General features: G+C 65.2%; 19 protein-coding genes. 11 read left to right on the plus strand and 8 right to left on the minus strand.

What is annotated here, in order from left to right; translation table 11 throughout:
• From ACUXVH_RS22090 to ACUXVH_RS22115, 6 genes are read left to right on the plus strand one after another with little or no spacing between them, the layout of a single operon-like run.
• Complete coding sequence (locus ACUXVH_RS22090) at window positions 1–2919, plus strand: monovalent cation/H+ antiporter subunit A (protein ID WP_011060907.1); 2919 nt, start codon at window positions 1–3, stop codon at window positions 2917–2919.
• Window positions 2919–3263 carry a Na+/H+ antiporter subunit C gene (locus tag ACUXVH_RS22095; protein ID WP_011060906.1) on the plus strand — a complete coding sequence of 115 codons (345 nt, stop codon included), beginning with the start codon at window positions 2919–2921 and terminating at the stop codon, window positions 3261–3263. Before ACUXVH_RS22090 ends, ACUXVH_RS22095 begins: the two co-directional genes overlap by 1 nt.
• Window positions 3260–4948, plus strand: coding sequence for a monovalent cation/H+ antiporter subunit D (locus ACUXVH_RS22100; protein ID WP_011060905.1), 1689 nt, complete (start codon window positions 3260–3262; stop codon window positions 4946–4948). The genes ACUXVH_RS22095 and ACUXVH_RS22100 overlap by 4 nt, the downstream gene beginning before the upstream one ends.
• Window positions 4945–5433 carry a Na+/H+ antiporter subunit E gene (locus ACUXVH_RS22105; protein ID WP_011060904.1) on the plus strand — a complete coding sequence of 163 codons (489 nt, stop codon included), beginning with the start codon at window positions 4945–4947 and terminating at the stop codon, window positions 5431–5433. Before ACUXVH_RS22100 ends, ACUXVH_RS22105 begins: the two co-directional genes overlap by 4 nt.
• A complete protein-coding gene (locus ACUXVH_RS22110) occupies window positions 5430–5708 on the plus strand; it encodes a K+/H+ antiporter subunit F (protein WP_011060903.1) in 279 nt (92 codons plus the stop codon). Before ACUXVH_RS22105 ends, ACUXVH_RS22110 begins: the two co-directional genes overlap by 4 nt.
• Window positions 5705–6073: a Na+/H+ antiporter subunit G gene (locus tag ACUXVH_RS22115; RefSeq protein ID WP_011060902.1), complete on the plus strand. Its 369-nt coding sequence runs from the start codon at window positions 5705–5707 to the stop codon at window positions 6071–6073. The genes ACUXVH_RS22110 and ACUXVH_RS22115 overlap by 4 nt, the downstream gene beginning before the upstream one ends.
• Window positions 6074–6210: 137 nt before the next feature.
• On the opposite strand, the gene ACUXVH_RS22120 is transcribed toward ACUXVH_RS22115, so the two are convergent.
• Window positions 6211–6648, minus strand: coding sequence for a DUF3995 domain-containing protein (locus ACUXVH_RS22120; protein ID WP_019094294.1), 438 nt, complete (start codon window positions 6646–6648; stop codon window positions 6211–6213).
• A gap of 96 nt (window positions 6649–6744) precedes the next feature.
• Between ACUXVH_RS22120 and ACUXVH_RS22125 the strand changes: the two genes are divergently transcribed.
• Both ACUXVH_RS22125 and ACUXVH_RS22130 read left to right on the plus strand, forming a co-directional pair.
• Window positions 6745–7131 carry a DUF2946 domain-containing protein gene (locus ACUXVH_RS22125; RefSeq protein ID WP_047286184.1) on the plus strand — a complete coding sequence of 129 codons (387 nt, stop codon included), beginning with the start codon at window positions 6745–6747 and terminating at the stop codon, window positions 7129–7131.
• An 87-nt stretch (window positions 7132–7218) separates the two neighbouring features.
• Complete coding sequence (locus ACUXVH_RS22130; RefSeq protein WP_019094293.1) at window positions 7219–9354, plus strand: TonB-dependent receptor; 2136 nt, start codon at window positions 7219–7221, stop codon at window positions 9352–9354.
• 60 nt (window positions 9355–9414) lie between these two features.
• Here ACUXVH_RS22130 and ACUXVH_RS22135 read toward each other — a convergent pair whose 3' ends face one another.
• The 3 genes from ACUXVH_RS22135 to ACUXVH_RS22145 form a co-directional block, all read right to left on the minus strand.
• Window positions 9415–10428, minus strand: a complete 1014-nt coding sequence (locus ACUXVH_RS22135; RefSeq protein ID WP_065363836.1) for an ABC transporter substrate-binding protein — start codon at window positions 10426–10428, stop codon at window positions 9415–9417.
• 136 nt (window positions 10429–10564) lie between these two features.
• A complete protein-coding gene (locus ACUXVH_RS22140) occupies window positions 10565–10768 on the minus strand; it encodes a hypothetical protein (protein WP_053157976.1) in 204 nt (67 codons plus the stop codon).
• Entirely contained in the window at window positions 10768–11238 is a 471-nt protein-coding gene (locus ACUXVH_RS22145; protein WP_026020109.1) for a hypothetical protein, read from the minus strand. Before ACUXVH_RS22145 ends, ACUXVH_RS22140 begins: the two co-directional genes overlap by 1 nt.
• A gap of 602 nt (window positions 11239–11840) precedes the next feature.
• Here ACUXVH_RS22145 and ACUXVH_RS22150 point away from each other — a divergent pair.
• The 3 genes from ACUXVH_RS22150 (at window position 11841) to ACUXVH_RS22160 (ending at window position 12836) form a co-directional block, all read left to right on the plus strand.
• Window positions 11841–12071 carry a hypothetical protein gene (locus tag ACUXVH_RS22150; protein WP_026020108.1) on the plus strand — a complete coding sequence of 77 codons (231 nt, stop codon included), beginning with the start codon at window positions 11841–11843 and terminating at the stop codon, window positions 12069–12071.
• 78 nt (window positions 12072–12149) lie between these two features.
• Complete coding sequence (locus ACUXVH_RS22155) at window positions 12150–12512, plus strand: hypothetical protein (RefSeq protein ID WP_176707104.1); 363 nt, start codon at window positions 12150–12152, stop codon at window positions 12510–12512.
• An 84-nt stretch (window positions 12513–12596) separates the two neighbouring features.
• Complete coding sequence (locus ACUXVH_RS22160; RefSeq protein ID WP_011060895.1) at window positions 12597–12836, plus strand: DUF2789 domain-containing protein; 240 nt, start codon at window positions 12597–12599, stop codon at window positions 12834–12836.
• Here the strand turns inward: ACUXVH_RS22160 and ACUXVH_RS22165 are convergent.
• The 4 genes from ACUXVH_RS22165 to ACUXVH_RS22180 all read right to left on the minus strand — a co-directional run bounded on the left by ACUXVH_RS22165 (window position 12833) and on the right by ACUXVH_RS22180 (window position 16810).
• On the minus strand, window positions 12833–13051 hold the full coding sequence (locus ACUXVH_RS22165) for a hypothetical protein (protein ID WP_019094291.1): 219 nt from the start codon (window positions 13049–13051) through the stop codon (window positions 12833–12835). The two genes, ACUXVH_RS22160 and ACUXVH_RS22165, sit on opposite strands and share 4 nt — an antisense overlap.
• A 121-nt stretch (window positions 13052–13172) precedes the next feature.
• Window positions 13173–14798, minus strand: a complete 1626-nt coding sequence (locus ACUXVH_RS22170; RefSeq protein WP_065363834.1) for a methyl-accepting chemotaxis protein — start codon at window positions 14796–14798, stop codon at window positions 13173–13175.
• Window positions 14799–14957: 159 nt separating this feature from the next.
• Entirely contained in the window at window positions 14958–15362 is a 405-nt protein-coding gene (locus ACUXVH_RS22175) for a TraR/DksA family transcriptional regulator (RefSeq protein ID WP_011060892.1), read from the minus strand.
• 425 nt (window positions 15363–15787) lie between these two features.
• Window positions 15788–16810, minus strand: a complete 1023-nt coding sequence (locus ACUXVH_RS22180) for an ABC transporter permease (protein ID WP_011060891.1) — start codon at window positions 16808–16810, stop codon at window positions 15788–15790.
• Window position 16811 lies beyond the last annotated feature (1 nt).

Here is a 16811-nt window from a genome sequence, read left to right on the forward strand (position 1 = left end):
ATGTCCCTGATAGTTCTACTGCTTCTGCCATTCATCGGCAGCTGTCTGGCGGCCCTGTTGCCGCACAACGCACGTAACACCGAATCTCTGCTGGCCGGCCTGGTGGCACTCATCGGCACCATCCAGGTGGCTCTGCTGTACCCACAGATCGCCGATGGCGGGGTGATTCGCGAGGAGTATGCCTGGCTGCCGAGCCTGGGGCTGAACTTCGTGCTGCGCCTGGACGGCTTCGCCTGGCTGTTCTCGCTGCTGGTGCTGGGCATCGGCAGCCTGGTGGCGCTCTACGCGCGTTATTACATGTCGCCGCAAGATCCGGTGCCGCGTTTCTTCGCCTTCTTCCTGGCCTTCATGGGGGCCATGCTCGGCCTGGTGATTTCCGGCAACCTGATCCAGATCGTGTTCTTCTGGGAGCTCACCAGCCTCTTCTCCTTCCTGCTGATCGGCTACTGGCACCACCGCTCCGATGCCCGCCGCGGCGCCTACATGGCGTTGATGGTCACCGGTGCCGGGGGCTTGTGCCTGCTGGCCGGGGTCATGCTGCTCGGCCATGTGGTGGGCAGCTACGACCTGGACCAGGTACTGGCTGCCGGAGACAAGATACGCGCCCACGCGCTCTACCCGATCCTGTTGCCCCTGATCCTGCTGGGCGCCCTGAGCAAGAGCGCGCAGTTCCCCTTCCACTTCTGGCTACCCCACGCCATGGCCGCACCGACCCCGGTCTCGGCCTACCTGCACTCGGCGACCATGGTCAAGGCCGGGGTGTTTCTCCTGGCCCGCCTGTGGCCGTCGTTGTCCGGCACTGAAGAATGGTTCTACATCGTCAGCGGCGCCGGGGCCTGCACCCTGGTGCTGGGCGCCTACTGCGCGATGTTCCAGAACGACCTCAAGGGCCTGCTGGCCTATTCCACCATCAGCCACCTGGGGCTGATCACCCTGCTGCTGGGCCTGAACAGCCCGCTGGCCGCGGTGGCGGCGGTGTTCCACATTCTCAACCACGCCACGTTCAAGGCCTCGCTGTTCATGGCGGCCGGGATCATCGACCACGAAAGCGGCAGCCGTGACATCCGCAAGCTCAACGGCCTGATCAAGCTGATGCCCTACACCGCGACCCTGGCCATGGTGGCCAGCGCCTCCATGGCCGGGGTGCCGCTGCTCAACGGCTTCCTGTCCAAGGAGATGTTCTTCGCCGAGACGGTGTTCATCAACTCCAGCGCCTGGGTGGAAATCGCCCTGCCGGTGATCGCTACCATCGCCGGGACCTTCAGCGTCGCCTACGCCCTGCGCTTCACGGTCGACGTGTTCTTCGGGGAGCCGGCCACCGACCTGCCGCACACGCCCCACGAGCCGCCGCGCTGGATGCGTGCCCCGGTTGAACTGCTGGTGTTCACCTGCCTGCTGGTGGGGATCTTCCCGGCGCAGATCATCGGCCCGCTGCTGGCCGCCGCGGCGCTGCCGGTGGTGGGCGGGACCCTGCCCGAGTACAGCCTGGCCATCTGGCACGGCCTCAATGCGCCGATGATCATGAGCCTGATCGCCATGTCCTGCGGCATCGTCCTCTACCTGCTGCTGCACAAGCCGCTGGTGGCGGGCCGTTTCGCCTACCCGCCGGGCGTGGGCCGTCTCAACGGCAAGCTGTTGTTCGAGCGCAGCCTGGTGGGCATGACCCGCCTGGCCCGGCGCCTGGAACGCCGGTTAAGCACCAAGCGCCTGCAGACCCAGCTGTTCGTGCTGATCCTGGCGGCGGTGATCGCCGGGCTGATCCCCATGCTCTACAGCCAGCTGACCTGGGGCGACCGGCCGAAGATCCCCGGTTCCATCGTCTTCGTGACCTTCTGGCTGCTGGCCATCGCCTGCGCCCTGGGCGCCGCCTGGCAAGCCAAGTACCACCGTCTGGCCGCCCTGACCATGGTCAGCGTCTGCGGCCTGATGACCTGCGTGACCTTCGTCTGGTTCTCGGCGCCGGACCTGGCCCTGACCCAGTTGGTGGTGGAAGTGGTGACCACGGTGCTGATCCTCCTCGGCCTGCGCTGGCTGCCACGGCGGATCGAGGACGTCTCGCCCCTGCCCAGCAGCGTGCCCAAGGCGCGCATCCGCCGCCTGCGCGACCTGAGCCTGTCGGTGGCCGTGGGCCTGGGCATGGCAGTGCTGTCCTACGCCATGCTGACCCGCCCCACTCCCAACGACATTTCCTCGTTCTACCTCAGCCGCGCCCTGCCCGAAGGCGGCGGCACCAATGTGGTCAACGTGACCCTGGTGGACTTCCGCAGCTTCGACACCCTGGGCGAGATCACCGTGCTGGCGGCGGTGGCCCTGACCGTGTTCGCCCTGCTGCGCCGCTTCCGCCCGCCCAAGGAAAGCATGCAGTTGCCGGCGCAGCAGCGCCTGCTGGCCCCGGACGTGGTCACCGACCTGGTCAACCCGCGCCAGGCCAGCGACACCGCCCTGGGCTTCATGATGGTGCCGGCGGTGCTGGTGCGCCTGCTGCTGCCGATTGCCCTGGTGGTGTCCTTCTACCTGTTCATGCGCGGGCACAACCTGCCGGGTGGCGGTTTCGTCGCCGGGCTGGTGATGTCGGTGGCCTTCATCCTCCAGTACATGGTGGCGGGCACCCAGTGGGTCGAGGCGCAGATGAGCCTGCGGCCGCTGCGCTGGATGGGCACCGGGCTGCTGGTTGCCCTGGCCACCGGCCTCGGCGCCCTGGCCTGGGGCTACCCGTTCCTGACCACCCACACGCTGCATGTGGACCTGCCGCTGTTCGGTGATATCCACATCGCCAGCGCGCTGTTCTTCGACATCGGCGTGTACGCCGTGGTGGTGGGCGCGACCCTGCTGATCCTCACGGCTCTGGCGCACCAGTCGGTGCGGGCCCACAAGCCGGCCAGCCAGGCCAAATCCCTGACTCAGAACGGAGCCGCCTGATGGAAGAAGTCATCGCAATCGCCATTGGGGTCCTCGCCGCTTCCGGAGTCTGGCTGGTGCTGCGCCCGCGGACCTTCCAGGTGGTGATGGGCCTGTGCCTGCTGTCCTATGCGGTCAACCTGTTCATCTTCAGCATGGGCAGCCTGTTCATCGGCAAGGAGCCGATCGTCAAGGACGGCGTGCCCCAGGACCTGCTGCACTACACCGACCCGCTGCCCCAGGCGCTGGTGCTCACGGCCATCGTCATCAGCTTCGCCATGACCGCGCTGTTTCTGGTGGTGCTCCTGGCTTCCCGGGGCCTGACCGGCACCGACCACGTCGATGGCCGGGAGCCCAAGGAATGAATCCGTTGTCGCACCTGATCGTCGCCCCCATCCTCCTGCCGCTGCTGACCGCGGGCATCATGTTGCTGCTGGGGGAAAAGCATCGCCCGCTGAAAGCCCGGATCAACCTGCTCTCCACCCTGCTGGGCCTGTGCCTGGCGGGCTACCTGCTGTACTGGACCCAGGTCCAGGGCGCCACCGGTTCCTTCGGCGTGTACCTGCCCAGCAACTGGCAGGTGCCGTTCGGCATCGTGCTGGTGGTCGATCGCCTGTCGGCGCTGATGCTGGTGCTCACCGGTATCATCGGGGTCAGCGCGCTGCTGTTCGCCATGGCCCGCTGGGACGGCGCCGGGGCCAGTTTCCATGCCCTGTTCCAGATCCAGCTGATGGGCCTCTACGGGGCCTTCCTGACCGCCGACCTGTTCAACCTGTTCGTCTTCTTCGAGGTGCTGCTGGCGGCGTCCTACGGCCTGATGCTGCACGGCTCGGGGCGCGCGCGGGTGTCTTCGGGGCTGCACTACATCACCATCAACCTGCTGGCCTCGTCGCTGTTCCTGATCGGCACGGCGATGATCTACGGGGTCACCGGGACCCTGAACATGGCCGACCTGGCGATGAAGATCCCCCTGGTGCCGGAAGCCGACCGCGGCCTGCTGCACGCCGGTACGGCGATCCTGGCGATCGCCTTCCTGGCCAAGGCCGGGATGTGGCCACTGAACTTCTGGCTGGTGCCCGCCTACTCCTCGGCCAGCGCGCCGGTGGCGGCACTGTTCGCCGTCATGACCAAAGTCGGTGTGTACACCGTACTGCGCCTATGGACCCTGCTGTTCTCCGGGCAAGCCGGGGCCTCGGCCTATTTCGGCAGCCAGTGGCTGGTGTACGGCGGCATGGCGACGATCTTCTGCGCGGCCCTGGCGATTCTTCCGGCCCAGCGCCTGGAACGCATGGCCAGCCTGAGCATCCTGGTGTCGGCCGGCATCCTGATCTCGGTGATCGGCTTCGCCCAGCCGGCCCTCACCGGCGCGGCGCTGTTCTACCTGTTCAGCTCGACCCTGGCGATGTGCGCGCTGTTTTTGCTGGCAGAACTGATCGAGCGTTCGCGCTCGGCCAACGAGATCCCCCTGGAGGATGAAGGCGAGATCCTGCCGCGGCCCATGGAGTCGCTGCACCCGCCACGGGGCAGCAACCTCGACGATGAACAGAAAGTGGTGGTCGGCCAGGTGATCCCCTGGACCATGGCCTTCCTCGGCCTGAGCTTCATCGCCTGCGCCTTGCTGATCATCGGCATGCCGCCGCTATCGGGCTTCATCGGCAAGCTCAACCTGATTGCCGCCCTGCTCAACCCCGAGGGCCTGGGGGCCAGCGAGGGCGCGCCGATCACCCCGGCGGCCTGGTGCTTCCTGGCGCTGTTGATCCTCTCGGGCCTGGCCTCGCTGATTGCCTTTGCCCGCCTGGGTGTGCAGCGCTTCTGGACCCCGGAGGAACGCCCTTCGCCGGTGCTGCGGCGCCTGGAGTGCCTGCCGATCGTGGCGCTGCTGGGGCTCTGCGTGCTGCTCAGCTTCAAGGCCGAGCCGTTGCTGCGCTTCACCCAGGCCACCGCCGACAGCCTCAACCACCCGGAGCATTACGTGATGGCGGTGCTGGGCACCCGCACCGTGCTCAGCCCTGAATCCAAGACCGCAGCGGCAGTGGAGGTGCACCCATGAAGCGCCTGTTCCCCGCGCCATTCCTGTCCCTGGCACTGTGGCTGCTCTGGCTGGTGCTGAACCTGTCCCTCAGCCCGGGCAACCTGCTGCTGGGCGCCCTGCTGGGCTTTCTCGCGCCGCTGCTGATGCAGCCCCTGCGGCCCCTGCCGATCCGCATCCGCCGCCCGGGCACCATCCTGCGCCTGTTCCTGGTGGTGGGCCGCGACGTGCTGGTGTCCAACCTGCTGGTGGCCTGGGGCGTGCTCAACAACGGCCGGCGCCCGGTGCACTCGGCCTTCGTCAAGATCCCCCTGGACCTGCGGGACGCCAATGGCCTGGCGGCGCTGTCCACCATCACCACGGTGGTGCCGGGCACGGTCTGGTCCGAGCTGTCCCTGGACCGCAGCCTGCTGTTGCTGCACGTCTTCGACCTGAAGGACGAGGCGCAATTCATCCAGCACTTCAAGGCCACGTACGAGCGCCCGCTGATGGAGATTTTCGAATGAGTGTCCTGCTGACCAACGCGATCTTGCTGAGTCTGTTCATTTTCTCCCTGGCCATGGTCCTGACCCTGGTGCGCCTGTTCAAGGGCCCCTCGGCCCAGGACCGGGTTCTGGCCCTGGACTACCTGTACATCCTGGCGATGCTGATGATGCTGGTGCTGGGCGTGCGCTACGCCAGTGACACCTACTTCGAGGCGGCGCTGCTGATCGCCCTGTTCGGCTTTGTCGGCTCCTTCGCCCTGGCCAAATTCCTTCTGCGTGGCGAGGTGATCGAATGAACAGCCTGGAACAATTGCCACTCTGGGTGGAAGTGCTGGTGGCCTTGTTGCTGGTGATCAGCAGTGTGTTTGCCCTGATCGGGGCCCTGGGCATCCTGCGCATGAAGAGCTACTTCCAGCGCATGCACCCGCCGGCCCTGGCCTCCACCATGGGCTCCTGGGCCGTGGCCCTGGCGTCGATCCTGTACTTTTCCGCGCTCAAGTCCGGGCCGGTGCTGCACGCCTGGCTGATCCCGGTGCTGATGTCCATCACCGTACCGGTGACCACCCTGCTGCTGGCGCGGGCCGCGCTGTTTCGCAAGCGCATGGCCGGCGACGATGTGCCGGCGGAAATCAGCAGCAAACGCAGCGAAACCGGCAACTGAGCACATCCGCTGCACCTAGGAGTCGGCTGCCGGCGACGAGGCCCGTGAGCCTTGCGGTGACTTCGAAAACGCCTTCGCCGGCAAGCCAGCTCCTGCACCAGCCAGTTCCTGCACTGGCCAGCGCCGGCTGACTGCCCTCAGGCCCAGGCCAGCACCAGCAACCCGGCCCCCAGCACCACGCACAGGGGGGAATAGAACAGGGTGTCGAGGCGGGCGAATTTCGAATCCCGGACTTCCTTGAAAAAACCCACCAGCTCGGAGTCGCCGATGGCCCGGGCGAACATCAGCAAGGCAATGGCGCTGATCACCCACTGCAGAGACGGGTGGGTCACCGTCGGCAGGTAGAGCCCGACCCTCAGGCACACCAGCATCGCCACCAGCAACAAAGCCACTGCCACCAGCATCGTGGCCAGGGCCGGCGGGCGGAACGCCGGCTGGGTCATGCCGGGCCCCGGCCCCGGCACCTCGGGGATCACCGCATCACTGCCACGCTTGCCACCCGCAGCCCAGTACAGATGGATCAGACTGATCAACAGGAAGCTGCCAGCCACCCCCTGTGCGAGCAGAAGATTCATGTTCAGACGTCCGTGCAGAAAATGTCGCTGAAGAATGGACTCGATTGACCGTTTTTGTAAGTACGTTCGTCGCCTTCGATGATAAAGTGCCGCCCCATGAAATTTGCCCGTTCCGATCGCTCGCTCGTTGCCTGGATGCTCTATTGCTGCGTCCTGTTCAACGTGTTCGCCTGCAGCATCGGCCACGGGCAGATGCTCGGCATGCAGCTCAACGGCATCGGCGGGCAGTTCTGCAGCGTCGACCCTGCCACCCAGGCACCGCTGCAGAAACCGGCCGACCAGGGCTCCCTGCCCACTCTATCCAAAGCCTTCGGTTGCCCGCTGTGCTCCACCGGCGGCATGGGCCCGGCCCTGAACTCCAGCCTGACCCTGGCCCTGCTGCCGCAGCCCCAGGCCCCGCCTGCGCGCCCCCTGGCCAAGACCGACCTCCCCGCCCGCTCCACCTGGCCCGCGGCCCATCCCCGGGCACCGCCTCTCGCCTGATTCCTGCTCGTGCTCAACCTGCCCACTGCGCTGTCGCGCGGCGCGCGTTCGTGGGCCTTTTCCTAGCCAAGAATTCAGGATGCACCGATGAAACACCTTCCTTTGCTGGCGAGCCTGCTGGGCTGCCTGTCGATCAATGCCTGGGGCCAGCCGAGCCTCGAACTGGCCCCCACCACCATCGGCGCGGATGAGGCCGATGCCGAGCCGGGCCTGAACCTGGACCAGTCCAGCGGCATGGCCTCGCGCCTGGGCCTGAGCCTGCGCGAAACCCCGGCCTCGGTGGCCGTGGCCAGCCGCCAGGACCTGGAGCGAAGCGGCGCCCGCACCTTCCAGGAAGCGGCCAACGCCCTGCCCGGGGTCAACGCCAGTGCGCCGCCGGGGTTCGGCGGCTTCGTCTCCTACCGTGGTTTTACCAGCAGCCAGATCACCCAGATGTTCAACGGCATCAACGTCGCCACCGGCCTGGCCCGGCCCGTGGACGCCTGGATCTACGACCGGGTGGAACTGGTGGGCGGCCCCTCGTCGCTGATCAATGGCGCCGGCTCCGTGGGCGGTTCGCTGAACTACGTGACCAAGCTCGCGGACCGCCGCGAACAGGCTGCCGAAGGCCTGCTCGGCTACGGCAGCTACGACACCACGCAGACCGCTTTCGGGGTCAACCACGCCCTCAGCCCGGCCGGCGCCGAGGTGCAGCACTACGCGCGCTTGGACGTCAGCCACAACACCAGCAACGGCTACATCGACCGCCAGGAAAGGGATGCCTGGAGCCTGGCCTTCTCCCTGCTCAGCGACCTGACCCCGGACCTGTCCCACACCCTGGCGGTGGAATACCAGGATGAACACGAGGACAGCCCCTACTGGGGCACCCCGGTGCTCAATCCCAAGGCCGGTGAGCTGAAGATCGACAAGCACAACCGCTTCAACAACTACAACGTCGCCGATGGCCTGTATGAGCAACGCACGGTGTGGCTGCGCTCGATCATCGACTACCGGATCAACCCCAGCACCAGCCTGCGCAACACCCTCTACCACCTGGACAGCCAGCGCGACTATCGCAACCTGGAGACCTACCAGTACAACGCCGACAACAGCCGGGTGAACCGCTCGACCGCCTACCTGGTAAGGCACCAGGGCCAGCAGGACGGCAACCAGTTCGAACTGCGCCACGATGATCAGCTGTTCGGCCTCGACACCACCTGGTCCGGGGGTTTTGAGTACAAGGTCAACAGCACCACCAACTCGCCCTGGAACGTGCCGGCCAGCAACAGCGTCGATCCCGGCAACTTCCAGCCGGGGTACTTCTATGACCTGAAGGGCACCCGCCAGGGCTGGGCCAAGGACAAGACCAACCAGGTCACCACCCGCGCCCTGTTCGTCGAGAACCGCCTGGCCCTGACCGACGAGCTGTCACTGCTCAGCGGCCTGCGCTACGACGCCATCGACCTGGACGTGACCAACCACCGGCTGATCACCGCCAGCAACCCGCGCCACCTCAAGCGCAGCTGGGAACCGGTCACCGGGCGCCTGGGCCTGACCTGGCAGTTCCTGCCCAGCGCCAATGTCTACGTGCAGTACAGCACCGCCGCCGAGCAGCCCAGTGGCACTCAGAACTTCGAGGTGTCCACGGGCAAGCAATGGGAAGTGGGCAGCAAGTTCGACTACCTGCAAGGACGGGGTTCGGCGACCGTTGCCGCCTATCGCATCGAGCGCAAGGACTTTGCCGTCACCGATCCCCTGGACCCGGCCAACAGCATCCCGGTGGGCCAGCAGACCTCCAGGGGCATCGAGCTGGCCAGTTCCCTGCACATCACCCCCAAGCTACTGGCGCAAGCCAACTTCGCCTGGGTGGATGCCGAGTACGGCGAGTTCAACGAGAAGATCGCCAGCGGCGCGGTGGTTTCACGCAAGGGCAACACGCCGACCAACGTACCGGACCGGCTGGCCAACCTGTGGCTGACCTATGACCTGTCGCCCAACTGGCAGACCGGGGTCGATGCGCGCTACGTGGCCTCGGTATACGCCGACAACGCCAACACTCTGCGGATGCCTGCCTACACCCTGTACGGCAGCTTCCTGCGCTACAAGGTCGACAGCCACACCACAGTGACCGGCCGGGTGCGCAACCTGACCAACGAGGTCTATGGCCAGTTCGCCCATGTGTCCCCGGCGTACTACCTGGGCCAGCCGCGAACCTTCGAGGTGGCGGTGCAGACCCGCTTCTGACCCCTGCCCTGCACCCGTCGGGCGCAAGGTTCAAGGGCCCATTCGCCGGCACGCCGGCGCCTACAAGGTGGAGGCGATCCTGTCCGCCACGTCCCGGGGCACCCAGGCGCGCCAGACGTCGGGGTGCTGCTTGAGGAAGGCCAGGGCCGCGTCCCGCGGGGCACTGTGGTTCTCGCTCATCTGCGCCAGGGCGCGGTTCAGGGGCTCGATGGGCAGGTCGACCTTGGCGAAGAACTGCGCCAGTTGCGGGTACTGCTTCTGGAATGGCGTGGACACCCCGATCGACAACCTGGAGGCCAGGGAACGGGTTGGCCGGGGGTTGGGGTTGGCGGCGTCGGTCAGGGTCTTCCAGGCTTCGGCGTCAAAGGGTGGTTCTTGCAGTTGCACCAGCTTGAAGCGCCCGAGCAGCGGCGTGGGCGACCAGTAGTAGAACAGGATTGGCTTGCCGCGACGGATCGCCGAGCTGATCTCCGCATCCAGGGCCGCTCCGGAACCGCTGCGAAAATTCACGTAGCTGTCCTGCAGGCCATAGGCCTTGAGCTTCTGCTGGTTGACGATCTCCGAGGTCCAGCCGATCGGGCTGTTGAGGAAACGCCCCTTGTCCGGGCTCTCCGGGTCCTTGAACACGTCCTTGTAGCGGGCCAGGTCGGTCACGCTACGCAGCTCCGGCGCCAGGGGCTTTATACCCTTGGCCGGGTCGCCCTTGATCACGTATTCCGGCACCCACCAGCCTTCGGTGGCGCCCTTGACCGTATCCCCCAGGGCCTGCACCTTGCCTTCGGCCTCGGCCTTGACCCACACCGGGCTACGCCCCGCCCACTCTTCGCCGATCACCTGGATGTCGTTGTTGGCCAAGGCCGTTTCCAGGGTGATGGTGGTGCCGGGCAAGGTGTCGGTGGGCAAGCCATAGCCCTGCTCCACCATGATCCGCAGGATCTCGGTGATCAGGCTGCCGCTTTCCCAGTTCAGGTCGGCGAAATGAATCGGTTGCGGCGCCGCCACAACCGGCTGCGCCGTACTCAGGGCGGCAAGGCTCAACAGGCTGCTGGCCAGCAGCGCGCGGATTCCTTTCATCGGGGTACACCTCTTGGGTCAGGACCTGGGCCACAGGGGCAGGCAGCGCCTAAGCGCACGGCCCCCAAAGCATTAAGTCAACTGACTGTAGTAGAGGTTCAGTAGTTTCAACCCCAGGCCATTCCCGGATGGCCGCTCAAGAGGCCGGAGGCTCCTGCAACTGCTGCAACTCGCGGCGCACCATGCTGGCGTAGGCCGCGGGGCGCAGGTTGTACAGCTGGGCGGCGACCCAGTTCAGCCAGGCGCCCTGGAGCACGGTCTTCTGCGCGAACAGGCGCTGGGCTTCAGCGCTCGCGGCCTGTTGATGCTCATGGTGAAACGCGGCGCGGCCCTGGCTCATCACTCGCTGGCCTTGAAGCTCACCAGTTCGCCCTTGCGCCATTTGGCGGCCTTGGCGGTCACCGCCTTGAGGGTCTTGGTCAGGCCTTCCTGCAACTGCTCGTTGGCGGCAAACACGGTCACCACCGAATGGCCTTCCTTGAACAGGATGCCCTGCCCCAGGGGGCTGCTGACAAAGGCGTAGTCGCCCAGGCCGTAGACCGTCAGCTTGATCTCGCGAAAGCGGATCTCCATCTTGCCGCCTTCACGGCTGGGCAGCACGGCGGCGCGAAAATGATCGCCGACCTTGAGTTCAAGGCGCGGCTTGTCGTCCACCACCAGGGCCGTCTCGGTGTCGATCTCGGCGACGTAGATGCCTTCGGCGGACTGTTCGGTGAGGTAGACAAAACGAGATTGGAACTGCTTGACCAGCTTTGCGCGCAAATCACCCAACACGAACAATGCATGCATTTCAAGATTACTTACTGCCAAGGAACACTCCCCGATACTCAAAATGATGTCGCCCGGAAAAAAACGGACGGCACGAAAAAACCGCCATGACGGCGTAGTCACCCCAATCGGTTACCCAATACACACAAGTGCAGCTGGCACTCCTGGCCACGACGCTGGCGGCGGCACTGAGCAAGGGGCATTTCGCCGATGCATCAGGCACATGTCGAAGGCGTGAGGAGTGAGCTCTGACCCGCAAAGCGTGGCGGCGCGTCGTCGGGGGTGGGTGCTGGAACAGGCCTGCTGGCCGGATGCACCCGGGTCACGATTCCCCCGGTCGGCAGCCACTTCGGGTTGCAGAGGCAATTCTAGAGCAACTTTGTGCATTTCGACTATTTAAAGCGCACACCGGCTTCGCGCGCACCCACTTCAGCAAAAGCCGGAGTTGACGCGCAGCCGGTAATATTACCCAGCAACAGAAGCAGGAAGTTTCAGATTAGATCATCAGAATAATCGCCACCTAGAATCCAAATGATATAACTCAGCCCGCCATCACCCAACAACTGCCATACTCCGCCATTGATTGAATGCCCCCCTCTTGGGGGGCGTTCAAGCACTCACTCATCTCCAAGGGAAGGCTAGAAGTGACCGAACTAGATATTGGCGAGTTTTTCATTCGTGGCGAGTGCAGAGAAGTCGAAGGCGAGTTCCAGGCCGTGATTGCCATGCGCGCCAAACCCCCACTGACCCAGGTCACCTTCCACCAGGTGGAACGCGATCGCTGGTTCAAGACCTCGGAAGACGCTGCCGCGGCTGCCAGAGCGTCGGCCAAGGCCCTCAAGCAGGCCATCGACCAGGGCGCCCTGAACGCCTGACAGACAGCGCCAGTCAAGGATCCGACAGCGCGACCGATACAAAGGCGAGATCCGTTTAAGAGCATCATGATGATCGACTTGAAACCCCCATCTCGCCTGGCCGACTTTCTCAAGCCGGATCCAAGCACTGCGGTACTGGAAGCCTCGGACGACGGCGAGACCCTGGTCCTGAGCCGCTCCAGCGCGCAAACCCCGGAAGAGGCGCTGTTGCTGGCGAAGAAGAAACGCATCCGCCAACTGAAAAAGCAGATCGAGCTGCTGCAACAGAAACTGCAACGGGCCAAGGCCCGCCTGGCCACGGTCAAGGGCGCCAATTCCGGCTCCGACACCGGCCGGGCCATGGCCCTGTCGTCCGCCCGGGCCCAGGTCATGGCCTACAGCACTGCCCTGTCCATGGCCCAGACGGCGTTGTTCCAGGCCGAGAGCGGCACCCTGGCCTGACCCCTTGGATCGAACTTGCGCGCCTGCCATGCCTCAGATGCACTGAGGCAGCGCCGGTGCTGCCCGTCACCCAAGGAGATCACCATGGAAGCGCCCACCCATAACCTCGAAGGGCTGTTCGACCAGTTGGGCCTGGATTCCAGCCCCGCCGCCATCGATGGTTTCATCGCCCGGCACTCGCCCCTGGACGAAGACCTGAAAATGATCGACGCCCCCTTCTGGACGCCCCAGCAAGCGGCCTTTCTCAAACAGCAACTGCGCGAAGACGCCGACTGGGCGCCCGTGGTGGACGAGCTCAACCTTCGCCTGCACCAGGCCGGTTAAGCCGAATGCCGCAGGTGCCGGCCGCCGGGCAGCAGTACCTGCAGCTGCTGCTGCCAGGCCAGCCGGCACTCCTCGGCCTCGGCGCGGCTGGCAAAGGCCGTGCCGCGCTGTTCGCCATTGACCAGAACCACCCAGCACGCACGACGGCCCTGGGCCCGCAGGCTGGCTGGCACGCCGCTGCCAATCATCACCGCTACATCGACTTTGCTGTGCATGGAGCTACCTCCAGAAAATTAGTTAGCTGCCTAACGATGTTGGCATACTAACTAACTTGCCGGCCCCTGGAACAGCCTGTTCCTGCATTGCAGCATTACCGATAGCGTAACAATGGAGGCCTCAGCCCTTGCCCGAGCCTGGCGCCTGCTCGGGTTTGTAACCCAGGCGCAGCCCGCCCCAGTGCCGGCCGCGGACCATGATCGGCACCGAAAGGTCATGCATCAGCTCGCCGGTATCCCGGGTATAGGTCTGCAGAAGCAGCGGTTGCTGGTGGCTGCCACAGCGGATCCCCGTGCGGTCGGCGAACTTGCGCTTGCTGCGGTTATGCAGGTTGTCCACCTCGGGGTCGCCGGTCAGCGGCTGGGAAAAAACCTTGTTGTGGGTCGGCACGTAGCCTTCCTGGGTACAGGCGATGGCGAACACCAGGCCATCGTGGCGCGGCAGCAGGGATTCCTGGATCGGCGGCAGCACCTGATCGGTGTAGCGGTCGAAGCGGGTCTGGTATTTGGCCGGGTCGGTGTTGGCGATCAACTGGTAGTGACGATCGAACAGATCGTCGAGGCTGATGCGGTTCTGCTCCAGGTCGGCCTCGAACTGCTCGGCAATGCGCCGCGCGCCTTCGCGGGCCAGGTCGTAGATGCGCTGGTGATAGTCATCCAGGCCCACCGCCGCCAGGCGTTCGCTGATGGTTTCCGCCTGCCCTTCCATCTGCACCGCGGCCTGCGCCAGGCTGCGGGTCTGCTGGTCGCTGACCGCCAGGTCGCTGCGCATCTGCTCCACGGCATGAAACAGGCTGTCCAGTTGCTCGCGATTGGTCTCGGCGCCCCGGGCGATCTCGCTGACCTGCCCTTCCACCCCGGCCGCCAGGCGCGCGATGTTGTCCAGGTGACGACCGGTGTGCTCCACCTGCTCGACCCCCAGGTTGAGGTCGTCGGCCAGCTGGCGGATCTGCTCCACCACGTCGCTGGTGCGCTGCTGGATATCCGCCACCATCACCCCGACCTCGTCGGTGGCCGCGGCGGTGCGCCCGGCCAGCCCGCGCACCTCATCGGCCACCACCGCGAAACCGCGCCCGTGTTCCCCGGCCCGGGCTGCCTCGATGGCCGCATTCAGCGCCAGCAGGTTGGTCTGGCTGGCGATGGACTGGATCACCAGGGTCACCCGCTGGATCTCCTCGCTGCGCTGGCTCAGGGCCTCGATCAGCTCACGGCTGCCATTGGCGCGCTGGCTGAGCAGGTGCATGCGGCTGATGGATTCCCCCAGCACCGTGCGCCCTTCGGCGCTGCTGGCGTGGGCCTCGCTGGCGGCGCCCAGGGCCTGCTGGCTGAGTTGGGAGGTGACCTGCTCGGTCTTGATCATCACTTCGGCGTTGCCGACGATGCGCGCGGCGGCGTCGAGCTGGGATTGCAGCTTGCCTGCCAGCTGGGTCACCGAGTAGGCCACGCCCGCCGCGGACAGTGCGTTATGGGTGGTGCCGTAGGACAGGTCGCGGGTCAGCGCCGACAACTGATCGTCAGCCGTCGCGTTCGCCACCAGGGGCCGCCCGCGCCCGCGCAACCGCGGCAGCCAGATCACCAGCACCGCCACGGGCAGGCACAGGTACAGCGACCAGCCGCCCAGGGCCTGGCCGGCGAACAGCGCCATCAGCGCCGCGCTCTGCAAGGACGGCGCCCACCAGCAGGCGGCGGTTTCGGGTGTTGCCAGCGGCTGTGCGACCGGCGCCGCTAGAGATCCATCTCTTGACATCTGTGTCACCCCACATCGTTCTAATTGTTTGCGGCATTAGACGCCACTAGAGGGCCATTATCCATGGTCCCTTAGTCGCGGGTTTGCAGCAGATCAAGAGAATGTGCGGGCGGGCACTGCCCGAAAAAACAGAGCCCCCGCTGTGGCGGGGGCTGGCGATCAGGCTTGACGCTGATGCTTGTCGATCTGCTCGTGGCGCTCTTGGGCCTCGATGCAGTACTTGGTGGTGGGGCTGATCAGCAGGCGCTTGAGGCCGATCGGCTCGCCGCTGTCGTCGCACCAGCCGAAGCTGTCGTCGCTGATCCGGCCCAGGGCCTGTTCCAGTTGCGGCAGCATGCGCTGGTCGCGATCAATGGCGTTGACCAACCAGGTGCGCTCTTCTTCGACGGAAGCGGCGTCGGCCGGGTCAGCCGGGGTGTCCAGGCTTTCAATGGCGATCCGGTTCTGTTCGATGCGCTCGTGGGTTTCCACCTTCATGGCTTGCAACAGGTCGCTGAAAAAAGCGTGCTGCTCGGCATTCATGTAGTCATCCGCCGGCATGGCCAGCAACTTTTCCTTGGTCATTGATTTCTCTATAAAAAATACGTGCATTAAGGCGAATTCAAACTGTTTCCGGTTGACCCGTCAGGTCATCAGAAAGGCGCCATACCTTCCAAGCGCCACCCGGCACTCAATTTACGAGGGGCGGCAGTCTAAGGCCGGTTTGAGGGCGCAGCAACTGAAATGACAGCGAATCTGTCCGACAAACCGCACAAAGCCCGCAAATGCGGGCTTTGGTGGCGTTTATTGGAGTGCGTTTATAACAAAAAATTCAATACTCATGGGTCTGTTAGAAGACAAACGGCAGTGCCGGACGGCGGATTTTGGCCGTTTTCAACGATTTCCAGGGGCACCGGCCGGCAGGCGAAGAGGCCTTTGGAGCGGGCCAGGGCTCGGGAGCGTATTCGCTGGCACGCCGGCTCCTGCACCAGCCGGCTCCTCTCCCCTGCTCAGCGCTTGAGCTTGCGCTTGTTGCGGTACTGGTCGATGACCACCGCCACCACGATGATCAGGCCCTTGATGATGTCCTGGATGTAGGCATCGACCCCGACAAAGGTGAAGCCACTGGCCATGACCCCGAGGATCAGCGCGCCGATCACGGTGCCGGTGATGCGCCCCACCCCGCCGGCCAGGCTGGTGCCGCCGATCACTGCCGCGGCAATCGCGTCCAGCTCGTAGGACATGCCCATCCCCGCCTGCCCGGTGGCCGCACGTGCCGAGGCCACCACCCCGGCCAGCCCCGCCAGCAGCCCGGCAATGCTGTAGACAATCACCAGGTGGCGCTTGACGTTGATCCCCGAGGTCCGCGCCGCCTGCATGTTGCCACCGATGGCATAGGTGTACTTGCCGTACTTGGTGTAGCGCAGGGCGATATGAAAGATCAGCGCCACCACCAGGAAGATCACCACCGGCATCGCCCCGTGGCCGATGGCGGTGTAGGAATCGGAGAGCATGCTCACCGGCTGGCCCTGGGTGTAGTAACGCGCCAGCCCCCGGGCCGAGACCATCATCCCCAGGGTGGCAATAAAGGGAGGAATGCCGGTCAGGGCAATCACACTGCCGTTGATCGCCCCCGCCAGGAGGCCGACCCCGAGCCCGGCCAGCACCGGGATCCACACCGGCAGGTCGGTCAGCGAGGGAAACACCGCCCGGGTGAAGTCCGAGGTCTGGGCCAGGCTGGCGGCAATCATCGCCGACAGGGCCAGCACCGAACCGGAAGACAGGTCGATGCCGGTGGTGATGATCACCTGGGTCACGCCGATGGCCAGCAGGCCGATCACCGAGACCTGGAGAATCATCAGCACCAGGCGCTGGGAATTGAGCAGGAAACTCTGGTCGCGGACGATCCAGCCAAACAGCTCGAACACCAGGCCGATACCGATCAGCACCAGGAAGATGCTCAGCTCGGTGGGCAGTCGTCGCCGGGGCTTGACCGCCACCGCCGCGGGTTTGTTGTCGATTATCGCGTTCATT

It is taken from the genome of Pseudomonas sp. 8(2025), assembly GCF_052665325.1.

Excerpts from the sequence above, each read along its gene's own strand:
- ACUXVH_RS22180 (WP_011060891.1), bottom strand. The coding sequence starts at position 16,810 with ATGAACGCGATAATCGACAACAAACCCGCGGCGGTGGCGGTCAAGCCC.
- ACUXVH_RS22095 (WP_011060906.1), top strand. The coding sequence starts at position 2,919 with ATGGAAGAAGTCATCGCAATCGCCATTGGGGTCCTCGCCGCTTCCGGA.
- ACUXVH_RS22125 (WP_047286184.1), top strand. The coding sequence starts at position 6,745 with ATGAAATTTGCCCGTTCCGATCGCTCGCTCGTTGCCTGGATGCTCTAT.
- ACUXVH_RS22165 (WP_019094291.1), bottom strand. The coding sequence starts at position 13,051 with ATGCACAGCAAAGTCGATGTAGCGGTGATGATTGGCAGCGGCGTGCCA.
- ACUXVH_RS22140 (WP_053157976.1), bottom strand. The coding sequence starts at position 10,768 with ATGAGCCAGGGCCGCGCCGCGTTTCACCATGAGCATCAACAGGCCGCG.
- ACUXVH_RS22115 (WP_011060902.1), top strand. The coding sequence starts at position 5,705 with ATGAACAGCCTGGAACAATTGCCACTCTGGGTGGAAGTGCTGGTGGCC.
- ACUXVH_RS22175 (WP_011060892.1), bottom strand. The coding sequence starts at position 15,362 with ATGACCAAGGAAAAGTTGCTGGCCATGCCGGCGGATGACTACATGAAT.
- ACUXVH_RS22170 (WP_065363834.1), bottom strand. The coding sequence starts at position 14,798 with ATGTCAAGAGATGGATCTCTAGCGGCGCCGGTCGCACAGCCGCTGGCA.
- ACUXVH_RS22100 (WP_011060905.1), top strand. The coding sequence starts at position 3,260 with ATGAATCCGTTGTCGCACCTGATCGTCGCCCCCATCCTCCTGCCGCTG.
- ACUXVH_RS22120 (WP_019094294.1), bottom strand. The coding sequence starts at position 6,648 with ATGAATCTTCTGCTCGCACAGGGGGTGGCTGGCAGCTTCCTGTTGATC.
- ACUXVH_RS22105 (WP_011060904.1), top strand. The coding sequence starts at position 4,945 with ATGAAGCGCCTGTTCCCCGCGCCATTCCTGTCCCTGGCACTGTGGCTG.
- ACUXVH_RS22160 (WP_011060895.1), top strand. The coding sequence starts at position 12,597 with ATGGAAGCGCCCACCCATAACCTCGAAGGGCTGTTCGACCAGTTGGGC.
- ACUXVH_RS22090 (WP_011060907.1), top strand. The coding sequence starts at position 1 with ATGTCCCTGATAGTTCTACTGCTTCTGCCATTCATCGGCAGCTGTCTG.
- ACUXVH_RS22135 (WP_065363836.1), bottom strand. The coding sequence starts at position 10,428 with ATGAAAGGAATCCGCGCGCTGCTGGCCAGCAGCCTGTTGAGCCTTGCC.
- ACUXVH_RS22130 (WP_019094293.1), top strand. The coding sequence starts at position 7,219 with ATGAAACACCTTCCTTTGCTGGCGAGCCTGCTGGGCTGCCTGTCGATC.
- ACUXVH_RS22110 (WP_011060903.1), top strand. The coding sequence starts at position 5,430 with ATGAGTGTCCTGCTGACCAACGCGATCTTGCTGAGTCTGTTCATTTTC.